At 43.0% G+C, this 23,457-nt stretch carries 22 protein-coding genes; all 22 read left to right on the top strand.

Annotation, left to right across the window (positions count from 1 at the left end):
• Complete coding sequence (locus V8G47_RS05155; RefSeq protein WP_336199138.1) at window positions 1–387, top strand: DUF3397 domain-containing protein; 387 nt, start codon at window positions 1–3, stop codon at window positions 385–387.
• Between the two features lie 32 nt (window positions 388–419).
• Window positions 420–2,096: a bacillithiol biosynthesis cysteine-adding enzyme BshC gene (bshC, locus tag V8G47_RS05150; RefSeq protein WP_336199137.1), complete on the top strand. Its 1,677-nt coding sequence runs from the start codon at window positions 420–422 to the stop codon at window positions 2,094–2,096.
• Between the two features lie 219 nt (window positions 2,097–2,315).
• Window positions 2,316–2,747, top strand: coding sequence for a division/cell wall cluster transcriptional repressor MraZ (gene mraZ / locus V8G47_RS05145; protein ID WP_034755875.1), 432 nt, complete (start codon window positions 2,316–2,318; stop codon window positions 2,745–2,747).
• A 38-nt stretch (window positions 2,748–2,785) separates the two neighbouring features.
• Complete coding sequence (gene rsmH, locus V8G47_RS05140; RefSeq protein WP_336199135.1) at window positions 2,786–3,721, top strand: 16S rRNA (cytosine(1402)-N(4))-methyltransferase RsmH; 936 nt, start codon at window positions 2,786–2,788, stop codon at window positions 3,719–3,721.
• A 25-nt stretch (window positions 3,722–3,746) separates the two neighbouring features.
• On the top strand, window positions 3,747–4,115 hold the full coding sequence (ftsL, locus tag V8G47_RS05135) for a cell division protein FtsL (RefSeq protein WP_336199134.1): 369 nt from the start codon (window positions 3,747–3,749) through the stop codon (window positions 4,113–4,115).
• Window positions 4,115–6,307, top strand: a complete 2,193-nt coding sequence (locus V8G47_RS05130) for a penicillin-binding protein (protein ID WP_336199133.1) — start codon at window positions 4,115–4,117, stop codon at window positions 6,305–6,307. Before ftsL ends, V8G47_RS05130 begins: the two co-directional genes overlap by 1 nt.
• A 161-nt stretch (window positions 6,308–6,468) precedes the next feature.
• Window positions 6,469–8,388, top strand: a complete 1,920-nt coding sequence (locus V8G47_RS05125; RefSeq protein ID WP_336199132.1) for a stage V sporulation protein D — start codon at window positions 6,469–6,471, stop codon at window positions 8,386–8,388.
• A 206-nt stretch (window positions 8,389–8,594) separates the two neighbouring features.
• A complete protein-coding gene (locus tag V8G47_RS05120; RefSeq protein WP_336199131.1) occupies window positions 8,595–10,055 on the top strand; it encodes a UDP-N-acetylmuramoyl-L-alanyl-D-glutamate--2,6-diaminopimelate ligase in 1,461 nt (486 codons plus the stop codon).
• Window positions 10,056–10,057: 2 nt separating this feature from the next.
• Window positions 10,058–10,480, top strand: coding sequence for a hypothetical protein (locus tag V8G47_RS05115; RefSeq protein ID WP_336199130.1), 423 nt, complete (start codon window positions 10,058–10,060; stop codon window positions 10,478–10,480).
• Between the two features lie 2 nt (window positions 10,481–10,482).
• A complete protein-coding gene (gene mraY, locus V8G47_RS05110) occupies window positions 10,483–11,457 on the top strand; it encodes a phospho-N-acetylmuramoyl-pentapeptide-transferase (protein WP_336199129.1) in 975 nt (324 codons plus the stop codon).
• On the top strand, window positions 11,458–12,807 hold the full coding sequence (gene murD, locus V8G47_RS05105; protein ID WP_336199128.1) for a UDP-N-acetylmuramoyl-L-alanine--D-glutamate ligase: 1,350 nt from the start codon (window positions 11,458–11,460) through the stop codon (window positions 12,805–12,807).
• A gap of 113 nt (window positions 12,808–12,920) precedes the next feature.
• Window positions 12,921–14,021, top strand: a complete 1,101-nt coding sequence (gene spoVE / locus V8G47_RS05100; RefSeq protein ID WP_258263189.1) for a stage V sporulation protein E — start codon at window positions 12,921–12,923, stop codon at window positions 14,019–14,021.
• A 624-nt stretch (window positions 14,022–14,645) separates the two neighbouring features.
• Entirely contained in the window at window positions 14,646–15,431 is a 786-nt protein-coding gene (locus V8G47_RS05095; protein ID WP_336199127.1) for a cell division protein FtsQ/DivIB, read from the top strand.
• Window positions 15,406–16,116 (top strand): DUF881 domain-containing protein, encoded by a 711-nt coding sequence (locus V8G47_RS05090; protein ID WP_336199126.1) that lies wholly within the window; start codon window positions 15,406–15,408, stop codon window positions 16,114–16,116. The genes V8G47_RS05095 and V8G47_RS05090 overlap by 26 nt, the downstream gene beginning before the upstream one ends.
• 63 nt (window positions 16,117–16,179) lie before the next feature.
• On the top strand, window positions 16,180–16,908 hold the full coding sequence (locus tag V8G47_RS05085; protein ID WP_336199125.1) for a DUF881 domain-containing protein: 729 nt from the start codon (window positions 16,180–16,182) through the stop codon (window positions 16,906–16,908).
• Between the two features lies 1 nt (window position 16,909).
• A complete protein-coding gene (locus tag V8G47_RS05080) occupies window positions 16,910–17,272 on the top strand; it encodes a small basic family protein (RefSeq protein WP_034755840.1) in 363 nt (120 codons plus the stop codon).
• A 115-nt stretch (window positions 17,273–17,387) separates the two neighbouring features.
• Window positions 17,388–18,686 (top strand): cell division protein FtsA, encoded by a 1,299-nt coding sequence (gene ftsA / locus V8G47_RS05075; RefSeq protein WP_061809829.1) that lies wholly within the window; start codon window positions 17,388–17,390, stop codon window positions 18,684–18,686.
• A 41-nt stretch (window positions 18,687–18,727) separates the two neighbouring features.
• Window positions 18,728–19,891, top strand: coding sequence for a cell division protein FtsZ (gene ftsZ / locus V8G47_RS05070; protein WP_061809828.1), 1,164 nt, complete (start codon window positions 18,728–18,730; stop codon window positions 19,889–19,891).
• A gap of 284 nt (window positions 19,892–20,175) precedes the next feature.
• Window positions 20,176–21,102: a sigma-E processing peptidase SpoIIGA gene (gene spoIIGA, locus V8G47_RS05065; protein WP_336199124.1), complete on the top strand. Its 927-nt coding sequence runs from the start codon at window positions 20,176–20,178 to the stop codon at window positions 21,100–21,102.
• A gap of 53 nt (window positions 21,103–21,155) precedes the next feature.
• A complete protein-coding gene (gene sigE, locus V8G47_RS05060) occupies window positions 21,156–21,875 on the top strand; it encodes an RNA polymerase sporulation sigma factor SigE (protein ID WP_034755828.1) in 720 nt (239 codons plus the stop codon).
• A 199-nt stretch (window positions 21,876–22,074) separates the two neighbouring features.
• Entirely contained in the window at window positions 22,075–22,851 is a 777-nt protein-coding gene (sigG, locus tag V8G47_RS05055; RefSeq protein WP_060669863.1) for an RNA polymerase sporulation sigma factor SigG, read from the top strand.
• Window positions 22,852–23,125: 274 nt separating this feature from the next.
• Window positions 23,126–23,413 carry a YlmC/YmxH family sporulation protein gene (locus V8G47_RS05050; RefSeq protein WP_034755825.1) on the top strand — a complete coding sequence of 96 codons (288 nt, stop codon included), beginning with the start codon at window positions 23,126–23,128 and terminating at the stop codon, window positions 23,411–23,413.
• Window positions 23,414–23,457 lie beyond the last annotated feature (44 nt).

Here is a 23,457-nt window from a genome sequence, read left to right as displayed (position 1 = left end):
ATGGCTTCCATTTTTTCAACGATCATTGCCATTTTCGTTATGATTCCATTTTTGGGGTATTTCATCAGTTTTATTCTTGCCAAGGAAATCTTAAAGAGTCACCGGAGAGCTGTGCATATCGCCATTGATATTACGACATTTCTCTTGATTGTATCTGTTCATTTCATTGTCATCGCCATATGGAGGACATCATATCTGTGGCTCATTTTTATCGTGATCTGTTCAATCGGGGTGCTGTTTGCCATCATGTATTGGAAAGCAAAGGGGGAGATCGACTACTCAAAAGTACTCAGAGGGTTCTGGCGGGTAAACTTCCTTTTATTTTTTACTGCCTATATCACATTAATGATCACGGGTCTCGTCCTCCGAATCCTGGAACTGTATTGAAAATTCAGCAGGCAAGTTTTTTCCTTTTCCTTATGTGGAATGATATACTCATCGTTAGGATATCAAGAGCTAGAAAAGGAGTAATTCATATGGAATTGGAAAGCTTAAACATTCCAGCAATAAATCAGTTTGCGTCTAAATACTTAAAACAAGAAGAGCCTGTCACTTCTTTTTTTCATTATAATATCAACAGACCATCAGTTTACGAGGAGCGGATGGAGGAATTAAGTTCACGTACTTTTCCTCGGGAGGGTCTCTCGGAATGCATCTCTTCCTATATGAAAGGGCTGCCTTCTTCCGATAAAGTAGAAGAGGCACTTGAGAAACTGAGGGATAATGCGGTAACCGTCGTGGCCGGTCAACAGGCAGGTCTTTTGACAGGTCCTCTTTATACCATACATAAAATCATTTCAGTCATCCAATTGGCCAGGCAGCAGGAAGCGCGGTTGGGGCACCCGGTTGTACCGGTTTTTTGGATAGCAGGGGAAGACCACGATTATCAGGAAGTGAATCATATATACGTTGAAAAAGGATCAAAGCTTGAAAAGGTGGGGTATCCCGAGAGAGTATTGGAAAAGAAGATGACCTCTCACATAACGTATTCTAAATCAGTAATGAAGAAGTGGCTTGATGACATTCTCGTCGCTTTAGGGGAGACGGAATATTCAAAACAGCTTTCGGTGGAGCTTCATCAAATGATTGATGAGGAAGAGACGATCGTCCGCTTATTTGCCCATATCGTAATGAGTCTATTCAAGGATTTCGGTTTACTGGTCATTGATTCATCCCACCCTCCACTAAGGAAACTGGAAGCGACCCACTTCCGTCATCTGATCGAAAACAGCGAGTCGATAACGGATGCGGTCCTTCTGCAACAGCGTGAAATCCGGGAAAGTGGTTTTCATACTCAGTTGGAGATCTCTCCCTCTGCAGCCAATCTTTTTCTTCAGATTCAAAATGAAAGGGCTTTGTTAGATCGGGATGGGGATATGTTTTTTGAGAAAAATAGTGGAAAAACATATTCTTCCGTTGAGTTATTATCTGTTTTGGAGAAAAGCCCTGAATCTTTCAGCAATAATGTCGTCACAAGGCCAATGATGCAGGAATGGTTATTCCCGAATCTGGCGTTCATTGCGGGACCCGGTGAGATAGCTTATTGGGGAGAATTGAAAAGAGCGTTTGAATATGTGGATTTGAAGATGCCTCCCGTCGTGCCACGATTGAATATCACCCTAGTGGAAAGGGAGATAAATAAAAGGATCCAAGACCTCCAACTATCCATTCACGGAGTGATTACAGAAGGGGTAACAACTGCCAGGGATGCCTTTTGGAAATCTCTTGAGCGTCCAGGGATAGAAAAGGAAATGAAGAGCATTCAGGATGAACTCGACCGCCGATATGAGGAAATCCGTAAACAGGCCGTCTCGATTGATCAGGGATTAAATCCGATCCTTGATAAGAATCTTGAATTCCACCATGGTCAGTTCGATTATTTACGCAAAAAAATTGACAAAGCGTTAAAAGATAAGCACTCATTGATCTTCACCCAATTCATGAAAGTGGAAAACAGTATCAGACCAAATGAAGGACCACAGGAAAGAACCTGGAATGTCCTCTACTTCCTGAACAAATACGGCCCCACTTTCATAAGGGACCTGACCGCTCTGGATTATTCCTTTGATGGCACTCATAAAGTGATCTATATCTGATCGGTCAATATAAAAAAGGACCAAATTCGTTTTGATGCGCGAATTTGGTCCTTTTTCTGTTGTTTAAAGACAAAATTCAACCTTGGAAATTTGTCTTTAAAAGCAAGAAAAACACTAATGAAAAATAGAGGAAATATTTTGCTGGAAAAGAATATAGAAAAGTGTGGAGAAAAGTGGGGGGATGTGGTACATTTGTGATAGAAAGTGGGGGCAGTGCATATGTTCATGGGCGAATATCAACATAATATTGATAATAAAGGCCGTTTAATCGTACCTGCCAAGTTCCGTGATCATCTCGGGGATTCATTTGTCATCACCCGGGGACTTGATCAGTGCTTATTTGGTTACCCCATGGATGAATGGCGATCCCTAGAGGAAAAGCTTAAAGCCCTGCCACTTACTAAAAAAGATGCCCGTGCCTTCACTCGTTTCTTCTTCTCGGGGGCAACCGAGAGTGAACTGGATAAAACGGGCAGGGTGAATATTCCTGCTACACTTGTGAATTATGCACAATTGGATAAAGAATGCATTATTTTAGGAGTTTCCAATCGAATTGAGATTTGGAGTAAATCATTATGGGAAGACTATTTCACACAGTCTGAAGATTCATTTGCTGAGCTTGCAGAGAATATGGTGGGATTTGATATTTAGCCCACCACAAAACGTTCGATTGGAAAGGTGAAGTCAACATGTTTAAACATACAACTGTATTATTAAAAGAAACCGTAGATGGACTGGCTATCAAGGAAGATGGAGTCTATGTTGATTGTACGTTAGGCGGGGCAGGGCATAGTGAGTATCTGGTCCAAAAGCTTTCGTCCGAGGGGCATCTCTATTGCTTCGATCAGGATGAAACGGCCATCAACCATGCGAAAGAAAAGCTTGCCGCTTATCGGGACAGGGTGACTTTCGTTCAATCAAATTTCCGGCATATCAAGGAAGAACTTGAACATCTCGGAGTACATAGTGTGGATGGGATTCTTTACGATCTGGGTGTGTCATCTCCTCAGCTGGATACTCCAGAAAGGGGCTTTAGTTATCACCACGATGCGCCTCTGGATATGAGAATGGACTTACAAGGTGAAGTAAGTGCATATGATGTCGTCAATCATTGGTCGTTTGAAGATCTGGTCCGAATCTTTTACCGGTATGGTGAAGAAAAGTTTTCGAAGCAGATTGCAAGGAAGATTGAAGCGGCACGGGAAGTGAAAGCAATCGAAACGACAGGGGAATTGGTAGAACTGATCAAGGAAGGAATACCGGCACCTGCAAGACGTAAGGGTGGACATCCTGCCAAAAGGGTCTTTCAAGCGATCCGCATAGCCGTCAACGATGAGCTTGGGGCCTTCGAGGATTCGTTGGAACAAGCCATAGGGCTTCTGCATAAGGGTGGAAGAGTGAGTGTCATTACGTTCCATTCTTTAGAAGACCGGATTTGTAAAACGATGTTCAAAGAAAAAGCATCAGGACCGGACCTGCCACCGGGATTACCTATTATCCCGGAAGGCTATGAAGCGGAACTTAAACTTGTAACGAGAAAACCGATCCTGCCAAGCGAAGAAGAGTTGGAAGAAAATAATCGGGCCAGGTCGGCTAAATTGAGAATCGCAGAAAAAAATATATAAAAAGAAGGAAACAGGAGGGAGAATTTTGAGTAACTTAGCCAGAAATTATGAACAGCAAAATGTTGAGAAATCCTATCAGTCCGTTCAAGCCAAACCTAAGCGTCTGAATGAAGAAAGAAGGTCCGTTGTCACGCCGGGTGAGAAAATCCTTGTGGCCATCTTCGCAATGGTATTTTGTATCCTGGCGGTTCAAATTGTTTCGACCCAGGCAGCCATCTATGATGTCAACAAAGAGGTTCAGCACGTAGAAACGACCATTGAAAAGCAGGAAAAGGCGAACACTGACCTGAAACTTCAAGTAAGTGAACTAAGTACGTATGAGCGTATTCTCGAAAAAGCAAAGGAACTTGGACTTAACTTGAAAGAAAAGAACGTTAAGGTTGTTGAACAATAATGAAAAAAAGGCCAAGTATGAACATAGGGGCAGCCATCCTTTTCGGGATTTTCGGCTTGCTCTTTTTTGTATTAATGGTCCGCTTCGTCACCATCCAGGTCACGGGAGAAGCGGAAGGGAAGGTCCTGGCATCGCAGGCGGCAAAAAAATATATTAAAAGTCATATTTTAGAAGCACATAGAGGAACCATCTTTGACGGGAAAGGGGAAGTCATTGCAGAGGATACATCCGCATATACACTGGTTGCGATATTAGATCCAAGTATCACCAGTAATCCAAAGAAACCCAAGCATGTGACCGACCCTGAAAAAACGGCAAAAGTCCTCGCCAAGTATCTTGATATGAAGGAAAGTGAGATTTATGACCGCTTAAACAAAAAAGGTCCGTATCAAGTGGAATTCGGTGCTGCAGGAAGAGATTTATCCCATCAGATGATGCTTGATATCAAGGAAGAGGATATCCCTGGCGTTACGTTCAGGAAGGAAGCGAAGAGGTTTTATCCTAACGGTTCCTTTGCCTCCCATCTTATCGGGTTCGCACAGAAAACAACCGACGACGATGGGGATTCTACGACAGTGGGTAAAATGGGAGTGGAAGCAAGTTTCAATGATGTATTGAAAGGCAAGGATGGTTCTGTTTCTTATAAGAGTGATGTGTGGGGCTATCTCCTGCCGAATTCAGACGAACATGTTACACCGCCTGAGGATGGAGATGACCTATATCTGACCATCGATAAGAAGATTCAAACCTTCCTTGAAGAAGCGATGAATGAAGTCCAGAAAAAATACAAGCCTAAGAAAATGTTTGCGATCGTATCTGACCCGAAAACGGGGAAGATTCTTGCCATGAGTCAAAGACCTACCTTCCACCCGGATACAAGAGAGGGGCTTTTGGATAACTGGACCAATATCATCGTTGAAGATACGTATGAACCGGGCTCCACGATGAAGTCTTTTTCCCTTGCAGCTGCAGTGAATGAAGGAAAGTTCAATCCGAATGAAACCTATGAATCTGGTAAGTATTATGTGGAAAATGTTCCAAATCCGATCCGGGATCATAATGGGGGAGAAGGTTGGGGAACGATTACATTCCTTGAAGGCGTTCAAAGATCTTCCAATGTTGCATTTGCAAATCTTCTGGATAAAATCGGATTTAAGAAATATGAAGACTATTTACATGACTTTGGATTTGGCGAAGCGACAGACGTAGGATTACCAAATGAGGCATCGGGTTCGATATTATATCATTACCCGATTGAAAAATACACGACCATTTTCGGTCAAGGCACGACCGTCACACCGCTTCAAATGATTCAGGCGGAGTCGGCGATTGCCAATGATGGGAAAATGATGAAGCCTTATGTCATTTCAAAGATCGTCGATCCCAATACAAAGAAAGTGATCAAAGAGACGAAGCCTGAAGTTTCTGGAAGCCCTATTACGAAGGAAACAGCGATCAAGACCAGGGAGTACCTGGAGACGACTGTCACATCTGAAGATGGTACAGGACAGAAATTTGCGATAGAAGGATATCGTGTCGGAGGTAAATCCGGTTCGGGTCAGATACCTGATCCATCGAATGGCCGTTATATGGTCGGGAAAGAAAATTATCTTTTCTCCTTTATGGGTATGGCCCCTATCGACGATCCTCAGTTAATCGTTTATGTCGGGGTCCAACAGCCTGAATTGGAACCGACTGAAATCGGATCGGATCCAGTCTCTGAGGTCTTCAATCCCGTTATGCAAAACAGCTTAAAATACCTGAACATCAAACCTCAGGAAAAAGTGAGCCTGAAAAAGCAATCACTCCCTGAAACGAGGGAAATGAGCGTGGAAGAAGCGAAAAAAGAGCTGGAAAAAGCAGGTGTTACTCCAGTCGTGGTCGGGAACGGTTCTCAAGTGGTCAAACAGCTTCCTCAAGGCGGAAACGCCATTCTTGAAGGGGAGAGAGTAGTGATCAAAACGGACGGAGACATTACCATTCCCGATATGAAGGGGTGGTCTGTAAGGGATGTCTTTAAGGTAGCGAATATCGCCGGTCTGAAGATTAATATGGTTGGAAATGGATATGCTTTCAGCCAGAATATACAGCCTGGGACAAAGGTCAAGAAAGATGAGCCACTCGTCGTCAATTTCAAGACCCCTGAAGAAGCAGCAGCACCAAAAGAAAAAGAAGAAGAACAGCTGAATTAACAAAAAGGGATGACTCCGGTATTTGAGTCATCCCTTTTTGTCCATCCTTTCATGAAATGGTATCCCGCTAACAGCAGCCCCGAGTCTTTCATTGAATTCAAACATACCACCATGAGTCCAAGCATATAATGGAACGAGCCATAGAAGGGGAGGTTCCATTTGTGAAAAGAGTATCCAATGTAACGGTAAGGAAGAGGTTGGCAGTAGCGCTTATAGTAGGGGTCCTTATTTTCTCCATCATAGATATCAGGCTGGGGTATGTTCAGTTCTTTAAAGGGGACTGGCTTACCGGTTTGGCGAAAGACTCCTGGAGTCGAAATATCCCATTTCAACCTGAGAGAGGGAAAATAGTCGACCGAAATGGAGTGGAACTAGCAGGGAATCAAAGTGCGCCGACAATATTTGTCGTTCCACGGCAAATTACGGATCCTCAAGGGACAGCAGATAAACTGGCGGCCGTTCTTAATATTTCAGTTGAGTCTGCATATAAATATGTAACACAGAAAGCCAATATGGTGCTGATAAAGGAAGCGAGGAAAATCTCGTATGAAAAAGCGAAAGAAGTAAGGGATTTGAATTTAAAGGGCGTTTATTTAGGGGAGGATTCTAAGCGTTATTATCCATATGGAAGTTATTTATCCCATGTACTCGGCTTTGCAGGAATCGATAATCAAGGGCTTATGGGGCTCGAACTTTCTTATGATGAAGAGCTTAGCGGAGATAAAGGGTATGTGAAATTTTTCTCCGATGCCAAAGGTAAGAGAATGCCTGATATGGCAGATGATTTTGAAAAACCCGAGAATGGGTTGGATTTAAAATTAACGATCGATACCAAAGTACAAACCATCGTTGAGCGTGAATTGGATATCGCAGAGGCGACGTATAATCCGGATGGCATCATTGCCATCGCCATGAATCCTAAGAATGGTGAGATATTGGCCATGTCAAGCAGGCCGACATTTGACCCGGCTAATTTCCGCAATGTACCCCAGGAGATCTATAATCGGAATTTACCGATTTGGAGCACGTATGAACCGGGATCTACGTTCAAGATCATTACTCTTGCGGCAGCCCTCGAAGAAAAAAAGGTGGATCTCTATAAAGAGACATTTCATGACCCCGGGCATATTGAAGTGGCTGGATCGACTCTCCACTGCTGGAAGCGTGGGGGACACGGGACACAAACCTTCCTTGAAGTGGTACAGAACTCATGTAACCCGGGATTTGTCGAGTTGGGTCAAAGGCTGGGGAAAGAAAAATTATTCAGTTATATCCATGATTTTGGATTTGGTGAAAAGACGGGAATCGATCTGCAAGGGGAAGGGAAGGGGATTCTCTTTAACCTCGACCGTGTCGGGCCAGTAGAACAGGCGACAACCGCATTTGGCCAGGGGGTGGCCGTCACCCCCATTCAACAGGTCGCAGCAGTGTCAGCGGCAGTCAACGGAGGAGTATTGTATCAGCCTTATATCGCAAAAGAGCTTATCGACCCTTCAACCGGAGAAGTGGTCATGAGAAAGAGCCCTCAGATCAAGAAGAGGGTCATTTCCGAAGAAACGTCAAAGCAGATTCGTGAAGCGTTGGAAAATGTCGTGGCCAAAGGAAGCGGAAAGAAAGCGTTTGTAGATGGTTACAGGGTAGGTGGGAAGACGGGGACAGCGCAGAAGGCAAAGGATGGTAAGTACCTGGAAAACAATCATATCGTTTCCTTCATGGGAGTGGCTCCTGCGGATGACCCTCAGATTGTAGTGTATGTCGCTGTCGATAATCCGAAGGGGACGATTCAATTCGGTGGGGTCGTGGCAGCCCCGATCGGAGGAAGTATCATAGGTGATAGTCTGGAGGCAATGGGCGTACCTAAGCGTAAAGGTCAAATTGAAAAAGAGATGACATGGACCGACACTCCGTTGATTGAAACCCCGGACTTGATCGGGTTGACGAAAAATGAACTGCAGGAACAACTGGTGAATCTTGACCTGGATGTAAGTGGAAGCGGAGAAAAGGTGGTAAGTCAGTCTCCGGACCCGGGAGTAAAAATAAAACAGGGCTCAAAGGTAAGGGTTTATCTATCTGAAGAATAATGGCGGAGAAGGTCTACACAGTAGTCATTTCATGATATACTTTTTATTTATGCCGGGGATTTGGACGGGTGAATCCCCGGGGTATAAAGTGTCAGTCCGCGTGACGTTAAAAAGATATCGAACTAAGTTAAAAGGTTGATAGCTTTCATTCATATTTTTTTGTAAAATATAAAAAGGTTGCTTTCTGCCTGTGAGGAGTTGAAAGGATGAGATTGCACACTTTGCTGGAAGTACTACCGTTTTTCTCAGTACAGGGTGAAGGGAATCCCGCTATTTCAAACATCGCGAACCACCATAAGAAAGTGAAGAATGGTGATTTATTTATCTGTATCAATGGACTTGAGATCGATAGCCACTCTCTTGCAGGGGTGGCAGAGAAGAATGGTGCAGCAGCGATCCTTGCAGAGAGGAGACTGGATGCAGGAGTTCCTGTCATTATTGTTCCCGATACGAAGAAAGCGATGGCGATTCTAGCGGACCATTTTTATAAACAGCCCTCCCATCAGCTGCTTTTGGTTGGGGTGACTGGGACAAATGGCAAAACCACGACGACACACCTCATCGATCACGTTTTTACTCAAAGTGGGATGAAAACAGGATTGATTGGAACCCTGCATATCAAAGTGGGGGAGGAGTTGGAGGTCAGCCATAATACGACGCCTGACAGTTTAACCCTTCAACAGACGTTCAGACGATTTTGCGATAAAGGGGTGCGGTCCGCCATCATGGAAGTTTCTTCACATGCTTTGGATCAAGGTCGTGTGCACGGATGCGACTATGACATAGCAGTGTTTACGAATCTGACACAGGATCATTTGGATTATCATAAAACAATGGAAGACTACCGCAATGCGAAAGGCTTATTGTTTTCTCAATTAGGGAATACTTATTTCAAGAAATCCCCTAAGTATGCCATTATTAATAAGGACGATGATGCATCTGATTATTTCATCAAATCCACAGCCGCCCATGTATTTACATATGGACTGTCTCCATCAGCTGACTTCCATGCAAAAGATGTGGTCCTTAGGGCAACAGAGTCGGTCTTCACCCTTGTCTCTCCATTCGGGGAACGGGAAATGGTTCTAAAGTATGCGGGGAAGTTTAATGTATACAACGCCCTGGCTGCAATAGCGACAGCGTTTGCTGCAGGTATACCGATCGATGAAAGTATAAGGGGCCTTGAAAAAGCCAAAGGGGTCAGGGGACGGTTTGAAACGATTTCAGAAGGTCAGCCCTTTTCCGTCATCGTCGACTATGCCCATACTCCAGATGGCTTGAAAAATGTATTAGAGACCATCCGTACGATAACAAATGGCCATGTCATTGTAGTGGTCGGATGCGGAGGGGACAGGGATAGGATCAAGAGGCCGATCATGGCTGAGATTGCCTGTGATTATGGCGATTATGCCATTTTCACTTCTGATAATCCCAGGACCGAGGATCCGGAGGCTATCTTGAAGGATATGGAAGCGGGAGTGGTCGGCAAGCAATATCAATTGATCGTTGATCGCAAAGATGCGATCAAAGAAGCCTTGAGCCTTGCTAAACCCGAAGATGTCGTCCTGATTGCCGGGAAAGGGCATGAAACCTATCAGATCATAGGGAATCATGTATACGATTTTGATGACCGTGAAGTGGCAAGACACTTCATCAAGGGGATGTAGGAATGCTTCTTTATGATGAAGTCAGAAAAAAGTTTCCGGAAACCAAAGGAATCCATTTGCCGGGTTACCCCTTTTTAGTAGTTTCAAATTCAACTAGGATGGGAATGGAGAAAGGACTATATATACCTGCAGGTGATGAGGTGAACCTTTTTCGGAGCATTGAAAAAGGAGCGATTGCTTCCCTTTGGCCAAAGGGTGAAGAAATTCCATCATTTGTCCCCAATCACTTTCCGTTATTTATGGTTGAAGATGTATACAGGGCTTATGTAGACTTACAAGAGAGTTACAAACAAAATTACAATCAAGAAAAGTGGGAAATTATGACGAAGTTTATTTTTAGCAGTGAATCTGAGCAACATCAAACAAATGATATGTCTAGAAACGGATCTATACAGGATCCAACCGAAGGAATGGGAGGGGAATGACGATGATGGAACAAGTGATCTTTTTTACCATCATAATGGCGTTTCTCATAACCGTATTGCTTGCCCCATTGTTTATCCCTTTCCTCAGAAGATTGAAGTTTGGACAAAGCATCCGGGATGAAGGTCCCCAGTCGCATCAAAAAAAGACCGGCACACCAACGATGGGTGGAATCGTGTTCTTAGTATCGATTGTCATCACCACATTTGTCATGACCGGTAAATATTCTGAACCCGGTCCCGAAACGTATTTAATGATCCTTGTGACTGTTGGATTTGGTTTACTGGGTTTCCTGGATGACTTTATTAAAGTCGTGATGAAAAGGAATTTAGGCTTGACCTCCAAGCAGAAGCTGCTGGGACAGATTGTCATATCGGTGATCTTCTATCTTATCTTTAAACAAAACGACTTTCCGACCACGGTTTCGATACCGCTAACGGATATTTCGTTTGAATTAGGCTGGTTTTATTGCTTGTTCATTATTTTTTGGCTTGTTGGATTTTCAAACGCCGTCAATTTGACCGATGGTCTCGACGGTTTGGTGTCCGGAACAAGTGCCATTGCATTCGGGGCACTGGCTGTACTTGCGTGGAGTCAATCCCAATATGATGTTGCCATCTTCGGAGTAGCGGTGGTGGGGGCGGTTCTTGGCTTCCTCGTCTTCAATGCCCATCCAGCCAAAGTATTCATGGGTGATACCGGCTCACTTGCACTTGGAGGCGCAATCGCCACGATTGCCATTTTAACCAAGCTTGAAATCATATTAATCCTTATTGGGGGAGTATTCGTCATTGAGACTCTTTCCGTCATCTTACAGGTGGCAAGCTTCAAGACAACAGGAAAACGAATTTTCAAAATGAGCCCATTGCACCACCATTATGAGTTGGTCGGATGGTCGGAGTGGCGTGTTGTCGTTACTTTTTGGACTGTGGGATTGCTTTTTGCCGTTTTAGGAATCTATATTGAGGTGTGGTTATAAGTGAAAAACATTACGAAATTCAAACATAAAAAAGTATTGGTATTAGGGTTGGCGAAAAGTGGGGTAAGTGCTGCCTCTCTCCTACATAAGTTAGAAGCATTTGTTACGGTCAATGACCAAAAGCCTTTGTCGGAAAATCCCGAAGCTCAAGGGCTCCTGCAGGAAGGGATTAAAGTCATATGCGGAAGTCATCCCATCGAGCTTCTGGATGAAGGTTTTCAATATGTCATAAAGAATCCGGGTATCCCATATCATAACCCATTAATTAAAAAAGCGATGGAAAAGAATATTCCCGTTTTAACAGAAGTAGAGCTCGCTTATCTAATTTCCGAGGCGGAAATGATCGGGATCACGGGAACCAATGGAAAAACGACCACCACGACACTGTTATTCGAAATGCTGAAAGAGGATAATCAAAAGCCTCTGATCGCCGGGAATATTGGAACCGTTGCTTCTGAAGTAGCACAGGATGCGAAAGAGGACGAAAAGATGGTAGTCGAACTATCTTCTTTCCAACTGATGGGGATCCAGGACTTCGCTCCGCACATTGCCATTATTACAAATTTGTATGATGCACATCTGGATTACCATGGTGACTTGAACGAATATTGGAAAGCAAAATCCAATATTACAAAAAATCAAACGGAAAAAGACTATTTGATCATTAACGGGGACCAAGAGCATGTACAGGAAGCGGTAAGCTTTACCAAAGCCCAGGTGATTCGCTTTTCAACCGAAAAAGAAATAGAGGGCGGTGCCTATATAAAGGATCGTGCAATTTATTTCAAGGACGAAAAAGTGGTGGATTTATCCTCCATCGTCCTTCCGGGTGCCCATAATCTTGAAAATATCCTTTGTGCCGTTGCTGCCTGTAAAATATATGGAGTTTCTAATGATAGCATCACAAAGGTATTGAGTACGTTTGGCGGAGTGAAACATCGAACTCAGTTCGTTCGCGAAATGAATGGCATCAAATTTTACAATGATTCTAAAGCAACGAACAGCCTGGCGACGAAAAGTGCGCTGAAAGCATTTGAATCCCCTACTATATTGCTTGCAGGAGGATTGGACCGCGGGAATGAATTTGATGACCTGATTCCATATCTCGTAAACGTCAAAACATTGATCACCTTTGGAGAAACATCTGAGAAGTTCGTGAAGACAGGGGAAAAGGCAGGGATACAAACGATTATTCCTGTCGATAATGTTGAAAAGGCGGTTCCGGTTGCGTATGAGCATGCACGGGAAGGGGATATCGTATTATTGTCCCCTGCATGTGCAAGCTGGGATCAATATCGTACTTTTGAACAACGCGGTGACATGTTTATCGAGGCCGTGCATAAGCTTTAATAAGGGCTTGTCCATATAGAGCATCCATACTTACACAACCAGTCATTCAATCCGGGATCAGTAGTTTTCTATGCTCGAACGGCTCTAAATTTGTCTATTCGAGGTGTTTAGGATTGCCTTTAAAAAAATCGACTCCCGATTTTATACTCATTGTGGTTACACTCACACTGCTTGCGATCGGACTGGTCATGGTATACAGTGCGAGTGCTGTATGGGCAGATTACAAATTTGATGATTCCTTTTTCTTTGCAAAAAGACAGGTGCTCTTTGCGGGTGTAGGACTATTCGCCATGTTTTTCATTATGAACGTAGAGTACTGGACATGGAGAAACTGGTCAAAGATCATCATCATCATTTGCTTCGTCCTCCTTGTTCTCGTCCTCATTCCCGGCATAGGGGTGCTCCGGAATGGTTCGAGGAGCTGGATCGGTGTAGGGGCCTTTTCAATTCAGCCTTCGGAGTTTATGAAACTCGCCATGATAGCTTTTCTATCAAAGTATTTATCAGAGAACCAAAAGTATATTACTTCTTTTAGAAAAGGAGTCCTTCCGGCACTATTACTTGTGTTTACAGCTTTTGGAATGATCATGCTCCAGCCGGACTTAGGAACGGGTACCGTCATGGTGGGGACTTCTGTTGTGATGATCTTCATATCTGGGGCCCGCATCAAACATTTCGTAGGACTCGGCATGATCGGTTTGCTGGGATTTGTAGGACTCGTCATTTCTGCTCCTTACCGGATCAAACGGATTACATCCTTTTTAGATCCCTGGCAGGATCCGCTCAATAGTGGTTTCCAAATCATTCAGTCCCTGTATGCCATCGGACCTGGTGGATTATTCGGATTAGGTCTTGGACAGAGCAGACAGAAGTTCTTTTATTTGCCGGAACCTCAAAATGATTTTATTTTTGCTATTTTAGCAGAGGAACTTGGATTTATTGGGGGAACCCTGGTATTGATCCTGTTTTCATTGATTTTGTGGAGAGGGATCAGGATTGCATTGGGTGCACCGGATTTATTTGGCAGCTTCCTGGCTTTGGGGATCGTCTCCATGATTGCCATCCAGGTGATGATCAATGTAGGGGTGGTGACGGGGCTGATGCCCGTAACCGGTATTACCCTTCCATTCTTGAGCTACGGGGGATCTTCTTTGACCCTCATGCTGATGGCTGTAGGGGTCCTGTTGAATATAAGCCGCTATTCAAGGAATTAGTGCGTCACATAAAGAGATTGACAGAAGAAAAGGGTAAGCGAATGATGAATCTAGACCTCATCACTCCTTCCCATTTTTCTCAGTCAGTCTCTTTTTTTATCTGAAATAAAACGAAGAAAATCCTTCCGTTGAACGAAATAACGATAGGATATTTATGTTTTCGATGTTACAATAAATTACATATACGTAATTCATTTTTATCATGCCTTTTCAAAATAAAGGAGAGTTTGTTACTTTTGTTAACCAAAACTTTTACAATTCAATGACATGCATTCATAATGCTTCAATTGTTGTTTAAAATAGGGTTCAAGAGTGTAATACATAGGATGGCCATTCTTTTGGAAAGTGAATGAAAGTACATATACGAAAAGCGGTATGGACAATCCATCTTAGGGTGACTGTAGGTCAATTCTCCAAAAATAGGCCATTAACCCTGCATCACTCATTTTTTTGCCTTTAAAAAGGGTATATGGCAGAAAATAACGTTCTGTTCCTCTTTTAACATGTTATTCCTTCGTATAGAATAGAAGGTATCCCAATGTAAAGAGTACTTTCATTATAAGACATGATGAGTCTAGCTCACTCATGACATAATGAATCCAAAGTGAAATTGAGGAGAACGAAATGAAAAAAGAAAATGTTGTTTCCATTGAAGATCGTATTCCTAAACTAAAACAACACCGAAAAAAGAAAGCAAACCGCAGGCTTCTGTTTTTACTTTCTTTATTCTTTCTGATGATATTGTCGGTTGTATACTTTCAATCGCCCTTGAGTCATGTAAACACAGTGTCCGTTCATGGGAATGAACTTATATCAAATAAGACGGTTCTTCAAAAAAGTGGAATTGACAAAGGTATGAATGTGTGGAGTGTAAGCAAAGAGAAAACGGTCGAGCAATTAAAGAAGCTTCCTGAAGTAAAAGATGCGAAAGTGAAATTATCCTTTCCGAATTCATTCGAAATAACCGTTCAAGAATATGATAAAAAAGCGTATCTCTCAAAGGGAAATAAGTTTTTTGTCATTTTGGAAAATGGGAAGGTCTTGGATAAAGGGACCGGATCGATTCCTGTGGATGCACCTTTATTGAGGGGATTCGAAGAGGATAAGGTCCTGGTCAAAATGGTGAACGAATTAGAGGAACTTCCGAAAGAAGTGCAGCATCTTATTTCTGAGATCAACCTCGTTCCCAAGAAGACAGACCAATATCACTTGACTCTATTTATGAATGATGGGTTCGAAGTGAGTGCGACCATCCGGAGTTTCTCTGAAAAGATGGTACATTATCCTTCGATCGTCAGCCAGTTGGATCCTTCGGTAAAAGGGGTCATTGACTTAGAGGTCGGTTCTTATTTCAGAGCATACGAAACGGAAGGTGAACAAACGAATGAAGAGGATGAAGGTGAGAGGTAAGCACGTGGTCCTCTCTCTTGTATGTCTGGTTTTGGGTTTCATCCTTGCTTTTTCATTCAGTCTGGCAAACACAGAACAAAAAGAGCTCGGGAGCCGGACAAATGGTCAATGGAAACAGGAAGAGACGTTAAGAGATCAAATCCTCGAGTACCAGCAGAAGAATAATCGTCTGCAGGAAAAACTTTATGAGAAACAGGAGAAGGTCGGCAATATGGAGAAGGAATTCTCCAAAGAGAAGCAAATTTATTTCAACCTGGCAGAGGATGCTGAGAAGTACCGTATGTACTTAGGTAAAACGAAAGTGAAGGGGCCGGGGGTAACGGTCACCTTGTCCGATGCAAAATATGACCCGGAGGAAGAAAACGCAAATAATTATATTGTCCATGAACACCACGTCTTTAAGGTGATTAATGAATTATATATAGCAGGTGCCTCTGCGGTTGCCATCAACGGGCAAAGACTTAAGCATGATTCATACATACTGTGTAACGGTCCGGTCATCCAGATTGATGGCATCGAGTACCCTGCCCCGTTCAAAATTACGGCAATCGGAGATCCGGAAGTGTTGTCCTCCGCCATGAATATCACAGGTGGAGTGAAGGATCAGTTGGTGAATGAAAATATCATATTTGAGATGAAAAAAGAAAATTCGGTCATCCTCGAACCAACAATTGGTGAATCATGAGCCGGCTCCCTTTGAAGTAAACGATACGGGCGAGGGTCAGGTCCCGAAAGTAAGGTGCAATAAATGGACAACAAACTTAAAATCAGCTTTACTGTCATTACGGTCATCATCGGATTTATGATTGCCATTCAGTTCCAGACTGTCAAAGAGCCAGTTGTCCGGGATACCAGAGATATCTGGGAACTGAGGGAAGCGCTTCTGAAAGAAAAGGAAGTCAATTCCAACTTATTATCAGAAACGCGTTCTGTGGAAGCGAAGCTGGAACAGTACAAAACTGAGCAGCAATCAAGTCCAGAACAGGCATTAAAGCAAACGTTAGAGGAATTGAAGACTGAAATGGGGCTGACAGAAAAAACGGGTCCTGGTCTTATCCTGACGATAGAGCCTTCGATGGAGGAAATCCTCCTCGGTGAAAAAGTTCAGAATGTCTCACCCGAACTTTTGGAGAGGCTTGTAAATGAACTGAATCAGTATGATGCAGTAGATATCGCGATTGACGGCCATCGACTAATCAATACGTCAGTCATCCGTGATATCAATGGAGAAACGAAGGTGGACGGTAATTCAATAAAGAAAATACCGTTTGAAGTCAAGGTGTTGACCAAGGATGTAAATGCTGCCAAGGACCTGTATAACCGCATGCAGGTTTCAAGATCCGTTGAAGACTTCTTTATCGATAACCTCCGGGTCAGCATCTCCAAGCCTTTAGAAAAGCTCACGGTTCCGGAATATAAAGATACGATCCGGATCCGCTTTATGGAACCGGTTAAGGAAAGGGGAGGGAACGAATAATATGTGGCTTCCCGTTTTAGGGTTGCTAGTAGGGGTCGTCCTCGGGCTTCTGACAGATATTAGGATTCCAGAAGAGTATTCCAATTATTTATCGATTGCGGTCCTCGCAGCATTGGATACATTATTTGGCGGTATTCGTGCCCACCTCCAAAATATTTATGATGACAAGGTCTTTGTTTCTGGATTCTTTTTTAATATTTTACTAGCAGCAAGTTTAGCTTTTCTGGGCGTACATCTTGGTGTAGACTTATATTTGGCGGCTGTTTTTGCTTTTGGGGTAAGATTATTCCAAAACATTGCAGTGATTAGAAGAATAATGATTAGCAATTGGTCAAATAATCAAGAAAAAAGAGAAAAAAATTAGAATTTTAAAAGGGAATCGTTTTTGTTACGACGAATATCATATTAAGATATACTTAGAATAATGTTTTTCTAGGATTGTTGTTCCAAATAAACATTCTTTAAGGAGGTGCCATAGAGTGAACAGCAATGAAATTTACGTTAGCCTAGACATCGGTACATCCACAGTGAAAGTAATCATTGGTGAAATGACAAATGATTCCTTAAACATAATCGGTGTAGGAAATGTGAACTCAGAAGGAATCAGAAAAGGTTCCATCGTAGATATAGACGAAACTGTTCATACAATCAAGAAGGCAGTTGAACAAGCTGAAAGGATGGTCGGTTTATCCATAAGCCAGGTCATCGTAGGTATAACAGGAAACCATGTGTCACTTCAATCCTGTCATGGTGTGGTGGCAGTGTCGAGTGATAACAGGGAGATCGGCGATGAAGACGTTCTAAGAGTGATGGATGCAGCCCAGGTTGTATCGATTCCTCCAGAAAGGGAAATCATCAATGTAATCCCAAGACAGTTCATCGTTGATGGATTGGATGAGATTACAGATCCCCGGGGTATGATCGGTGTTCGACTTGAAATGGAAGGCACCATCATTACGGGATCTAAGACGATTTTACATAATACTCTCCGTTGTGTAGAAAAAGCCGGCCTTGAAATTGTCGATATCGTCCTTCAGCCCTTAGCGGCAGGTACGGTTGCTTTATCAAAGGATGAAAAGAACCTTGGAGCTGCCTTGATCGACATAGGTGGCGGTTCTACGACGATAGCCGTTTTCGAACAGGGACACCTGAAGGCGACAACCGTGTTGCCCGTTGGCGGGGAGCATATCACGAAGGATTTGTCGATCGGATTACGGACATCAACGGACGACGCAGAGAAAATCAAAACAAAATATGGACATGCATTCTATGACCATGCGTCAGAAGATGAAGTGTTCAGCGTGCCAATTATTGGCAGTGATCAACATCAGCAATTTAATCAATTAGAAATTTCTGATATCATAGAAGCAAGGCTTGAAGAGATCCTGGACCTCATCAGCCACGAGCTGAAACGATTGGGAATCAGGGACCTGCCAGGTGGATATGTTCTAACTGGTGGTGTAGCAAATCTTCCAGGTGTGTTAGAATTAGCACAAATCGTTTTCCAAAATCGTGTACGTGTGGCAATTCCTGATTATATCGGTGTACGGGAACCCCAGTATACGACAGCAGTTGGATTGATTAAATACGCTCAAAAGAATGCTAGATTGCAAGGAAGATCTGTAAGCGCGGAACCAGTGCCTGTAGAGGCTGCTGAGAAACGTCAATCAAAACCTGTGAATAAAAAGCCGAAGCCTGCAAAGGTAAAAGAAGAAGAACATGAAGATGAAAAGGCCATGTCAAAAGTGAAAAAGTTCTTTGGATACTTCTTTGAATAAATAAAGGAATCCATAGATTCGACGAGTTAGGAGGATTTGTTATGTTGGAGTTTGATACAAATTTAGATTCATTAGCGACAATAAAAGTTATTGGTGTCGGTGGCGGAGGAAATAACGCCGTAAACCGCATGATCGAGCACGGCGTACAAGGCGTTGAATTTATCGCAGTCAACACGGATGCACAGGCTTTGAATCTATCAAAAGCTGAAATAAAGATGCAAATCGGTGGCAAATTAACCAGGGGATTAGGAGCAGGTGCGAATCCTGAAGTAGGTAAAAAAGCTGCTGAAGAGAGTAAAGAGCAGATTGAAGAGGCACTTAGAGGAGCAGATATGGTCTTTGTAACTGCCGGAATGGGTGGGGGAACCGGAACTGGTGCAGCTCCGGTCATTGCCCAAATTGCCCGCGAAATCGGCGCATTGACGGTTGGTGTCGTGACACGTCCGTTTACATTTGAAGGCAGAAAGCGTTCAAATCAGGCAAGCGGTGGTATCGCTGCAATGAAAGAAGGCGTGGACACCCTTATTGTCATTCCAAACGATCGCCTTCTTGAAATCGTAGATAAGAGTACTCCGATGCTTGAAGCTTTCCGTGAAGCTGATAATGTACTGCGTCAAGGTGTTCAAGGTATCTCGGATCTTATCGCTACACCTGGTCTCATCAACCTGGACTTTGCAGATGTTAAGACGATCATGTCTAATAAAGGTTCAGCCCTTATGGGGATCGGTGCAGCATCTGGAGAGAACCGTGCAACTGAAGCGGCTAAAAAGGCTGTTTCAAGTCCTTTGCTTGAGACCTCCATCGATGGAGCCCAAGGCGTCCTCATGAATATCACTGGCGGGACATCATTAAGCCTTTACGAAGTTCAGGAAGCTGCTGATATCGTAGCTTCTGCATCTGATCAAGAAGTAAATATGATCTTCGGTTCTGTCATCAACGAAGATTTAAAAGATGATATCGTCGTTACCGTCATTGCAACAGGGTTCAATGAAGAGGTCATTCAACCTCCGAAACAAACCCGACCAACTTTCGGTGGGATGAAACCAAATCAAAGTCCTAACCCAAGCCAATCGGTGAAACGGGAACAGCCTAAACGTGAAGAGCAACCTCAACAGCAAGAGCCTGTGAGAACATCTTCGAATCAAGGTGCGGAAGAAACATTGGACATTCCAACATTCCTTCGCAATAGAAACCGTCGTCGTTAATAGTGGAATAGAAATAAGAATCCCCCAAGGCATCAAGCCTTGGGGGATTCTTATTTCTATAGGATATTCTTTTACCTGGAACAAAAATGCAATCTAATAACCATATTTTGGAGGTGTCTGTTGCATCCATATTTAATGACATTTTTCGTTCATATCTCCGAAAACTTTTCCGTGGGAGCATACAAAAAATGACAACCTTTAATAAGGATGTACGATATACTTCTGATAAGTCATTCCGGTCTTTATCAGAAACGAATTGTGAGGTGTTAAAAGGAGGGTAGAGATTGACTTTATACTTGGATGTCATTTGGTTGTTAAATCTGTTAGTAGACTTTTTCTTATTATGGTTAACAGGAATCATCTTAAAGAGACAATACGCCCTCTGGAGAATAGGTATCGGGAGTCTGATCGGCTCAATCATTATTCTCCTCGCTTTTTCACCATTTGCTCACTTTACAGGAAACCCCTTAGTCAAGTTATTATTTTCCGTTGTCATGGTGTATTCAGCTTTTGGCTATAGAAGATTGCGCTATTATATGTCAAATCTTCTTATGTTTTATTTCGTCACCTTTTTTACGGGTGGAATATTAATTGGGACTCATTATTTTATCAGCTTCGATCCAAGCAGGGAATCATCTATGCTGCTTGCAAGCATACGCGGGTTTGGTGACCCGATAAGCTGGGTATTTGTGATGCTCGCCCTACCGCTTGCCTGGTACTTTTCTAAGGGGAGGGTGGATAGTATCGAGCATGTGAAGCTCCAGTATGATCAGCTCCTGAAAGTCAGGATTCAGATCGATGATTTCCATTGTACTGTAAGCGGTCTTGTGGACAGCGGAAATCAACTTCAGGATCCCATTTCAAAAAGTCCGGTGATGATCCTATCCATTGCTGAAATCGAGGGTGAGATCCCGGATGAAATGAAGGCGCTTTGCCATGATGTTGATGACATTTTTTCTGGTGAGAAACAGATCGATACCCGTTGGTCTGACAGGATGCGTATCGTTCCAGCACAATCGGTGGGAAGAAGTAGTCAGCTTCTGGCAGCGATAAAGCCTGATTCATTGGTACTCAGTGATCATGAAGCAGAATGGACCATACCAAATGGGTTAGTCGCCTTTAGGGAGGAACCCTTATCGGCTGATGGCAATTTCGGGGCGATCGTTCATCCGAAAATGGCTGCAAGAAAGCCGGTGCTTAACGTTTCGTAAATCAATTATTACTACTATACTCACAATTTAAAGAAATAGAAGGGGGAGCAACAATGAAAAAATTCAAATTCAAATTTTTATATTATTGGTACAAACTGTTAATCAAGCTGGGCCTGAAGACAGATGAAATTTACTACATAGGTGGTAGTGAAGCGCTCCCTCCACCGTTGACGAAGGAAGAGGAAGAAGTCCTCCTCCATAAATTGCCGAAAGGTGACAAGGCAGCGCGTTCCTTATTGATAGAACGAAATTTACGACTGGTCGTATATATCGCCCGAAAGTTCGAAAACACAGGCATCAATATAGAAGATTTGATCAGTATCGGCACCATCGGCCTTATTAAAGCAGTCAATACCTTCAATCCCGAGAAAAAAATCAAGTTGGCGACCTACGCTTCAAGGTGTATAGAGAATGAAATTCTTATGTACTTAAGAAGGAACAACAAGATCCGTTCGGAAGTCTCATTTGACGAACCCCTAAATATCGATTGGGATGGTAATGAATTGCTCTTATCAGATGTACTCGGGACGGATGAAGATATCATTACAAAAGACCTTGAAGCAACAGTGGATAAAAAATTACTCTTCAATGCCCTGCATCAGCTTTCAGATCGTGAGAAACAAATTATGGAGCTTCGATTCGGATTGATGGGGGAAGAGGAAAAAACCCAGAAAGATGTAGCTGATATGCTTGGGATTTCCCAGTCCTATATTTCCCGATTGGAAAAAAGGATTATTAAGCGATTGAAGAAGGAATTCAATAAAATGGTTTGACATTTAAAGCTGACTTTTTCAATTGAAAAGGTCAGCTTTTTAATTTGGCCAGTAATTTAAAAAAATTTTAGGTATTTTAATCAGTTATCGTAAGGGATTGGGGACGTACCCGCCACAGCATGTCAGAATGAAATGCATATTTTTCCTCTTCAAGGAAATACTGAATTTTGTACAGCAGCTCCTACAAGGAGGGGAAAGAATGACACGTAATAAAGTCGAGATTTGTGGTGTGGATACGTCCAAATTGCCAGTACTCAAAAATGATGAAATGAGAATTTTATTCAAGGAAATGCAAGCGGGTGATATCTCCGCGAGAGAAAAACTGGTCAACGGAAATTTACGCCTCGTCTTAAGTGTAATTCAACGCTTTAATAACCGTGGTGAGTATGTTGATGATCTATTTCAAGTAGGGTGTATCGGATTAATGAAATCCATCGATAATTTTGATTTGGGTCAAAACGTTCGATTCTCTACATACGCGGTTCCGATGATCATTGGGGAAATCCGTCGATATTTGAGGGACAATAACCCAATAAGGGTGTCCCGTTCACTGCGGGATATTGCGTACAAAGCTCTGCAAGTACGGGAGAAATTAATGGGAGAGACTTCCAAGGAGCCGACTGCGGAAGAAATAGCCAAAGTTCTTGATGTATCTCACGAAGAAATCGTATTCGCACTGGATGCCATACAAGATCCCGTTTCGCTGTTTGAACCGATCTATAATGATGGGGGAGACCCAATATTCGTTATGGATCAACTGAGCGACGAAAAGAATCGCGATTTCCACTGGATCGAAGAAATTGCCCTTCAAGAAGGAATGAGACGATTAAATGATCGTGAGAAACTCATTATCAGCAAACGCTTCTTTCAAGGAAAAACCCAAATGGAAGTCGCAGACGAAATCGGAATCTCTCAAGCACAAGTATCAAGACTGGAAAAAGCAGCAATCAAACAAATGAACAAAAATATTCAGTGAATAACGAAAAGCGGAAGGGCTTTGCCCAGAGGCGACAAGCATAAGGCGAACCATCCGGAAAGGCGTACTTTGCCTTTTTGGATGGTTTGACTTATGACCTCGAGCCTCTAAGCCCTGCAGCTGGACAACGACAAGCTTAGAAAAAAGGCAGATCTCCCCAGGGGAGGTCTGCCTTTTTTTTTGATGCATACACTTATAATATCTACTATAAAAAGGTGAAGTGTATCACTGCTATTAACCGATAAAGAACTTCATGAAAAGAGGGTGAAGAAGTATGGTGCGAATATCAGAATTCCAGGTGAAGGATGTTGTCAGTATTTCAGATGGGCGGAAATTGGGGAATATCGGTGACATTGAGATCAATCTGGATACTGGAAGAATCGAGGCAATCGTCATAGGCACTGGAGGAAAGATATTGGGGTTTTTCGGGAAAGACGAAGATATCGTGATTCCATGGAGCAGTATTGTAAAGATTGGGGAAGACGTGATTCTGGTCAGATATAAAGACAGCCATTACATTCAAGGACAGCTTCAGGAACCGAAACAATCCCCCGATACATGACGAATCTCAATGGACTATGGTACACTAAATAAAAAACGAGGGAG

This window comes from Rossellomorea sp. LJF3, assembly GCF_037046045.1.
Lineage (GTDB): Bacteria > Bacillota > Bacilli > Bacillales > Bacillaceae_B > Rossellomorea.
The sequence above is the reverse complement of the archived record's forward strand: the minus strand, read 5'-3'. Positions and strand labels throughout refer to the sequence as shown.

Bases quoted from the DNA above. Each gene is read 5' to 3' on its own strand.
- V8G47_RS05155 (WP_336199138.1), top strand. From the start codon at position 1: ATGGCTTCCATTTTTTCAACGATCATTGCCATTTTCGTTATGATTCCA.
- bshC (WP_336199137.1), top strand. From the start codon at position 420: ATGTGGAATGATATACTCATCGTTAGGATATCAAGAGCTAGAAAAGGA.
- mraZ (WP_034755875.1), top strand. From the start codon at position 2,316: ATGTTCATGGGCGAATATCAACATAATATTGATAATAAAGGCCGTTTA.
- rsmH (WP_336199135.1), top strand. From the start codon at position 2,786: ATGTTTAAACATACAACTGTATTATTAAAAGAAACCGTAGATGGACTG.
- V8G47_RS05130 (WP_336199133.1), top strand. From the start codon at position 4,115: ATGAAAAAAAGGCCAAGTATGAACATAGGGGCAGCCATCCTTTTCGGG.
- V8G47_RS05120 (WP_336199131.1), top strand. From the start codon at position 8,595: ATGAGATTGCACACTTTGCTGGAAGTACTACCGTTTTTCTCAGTACAG.
- V8G47_RS05115 (WP_336199130.1), top strand. From the start codon at position 10,058: ATGCTTCTTTATGATGAAGTCAGAAAAAAGTTTCCGGAAACCAAAGGA.
- mraY (WP_336199129.1), top strand. From the start codon at position 10,483: ATGATGGAACAAGTGATCTTTTTTACCATCATAATGGCGTTTCTCATA.
- V8G47_RS05095 (WP_336199127.1), top strand. From the start codon at position 14,646: ATGAAAAAAGAAAATGTTGTTTCCATTGAAGATCGTATTCCTAAACTA.
- V8G47_RS05090 (WP_336199126.1), top strand. From the start codon at position 15,406: ATGAAGAGGATGAAGGTGAGAGGTAAGCACGTGGTCCTCTCTCTTGTA.
- V8G47_RS05085 (WP_336199125.1), top strand. From the start codon at position 16,180: ATGGACAACAAACTTAAAATCAGCTTTACTGTCATTACGGTCATCATC.
- V8G47_RS05080 (WP_034755840.1), top strand. From the start codon at position 16,910: ATGTGGCTTCCCGTTTTAGGGTTGCTAGTAGGGGTCGTCCTCGGGCTT.
- ftsZ (WP_061809828.1), top strand. From the start codon at position 18,728: ATGTTGGAGTTTGATACAAATTTAGATTCATTAGCGACAATAAAAGTT.
- sigE (WP_034755828.1), top strand. From the start codon at position 21,156: ATGAAAAAATTCAAATTCAAATTTTTATATTATTGGTACAAACTGTTA.
- sigG (WP_060669863.1), top strand. From the start codon at position 22,075: ATGACACGTAATAAAGTCGAGATTTGTGGTGTGGATACGTCCAAATTG.
- V8G47_RS05050 (WP_034755825.1), top strand. From the start codon at position 23,126: ATGGTGCGAATATCAGAATTCCAGGTGAAGGATGTTGTCAGTATTTCA.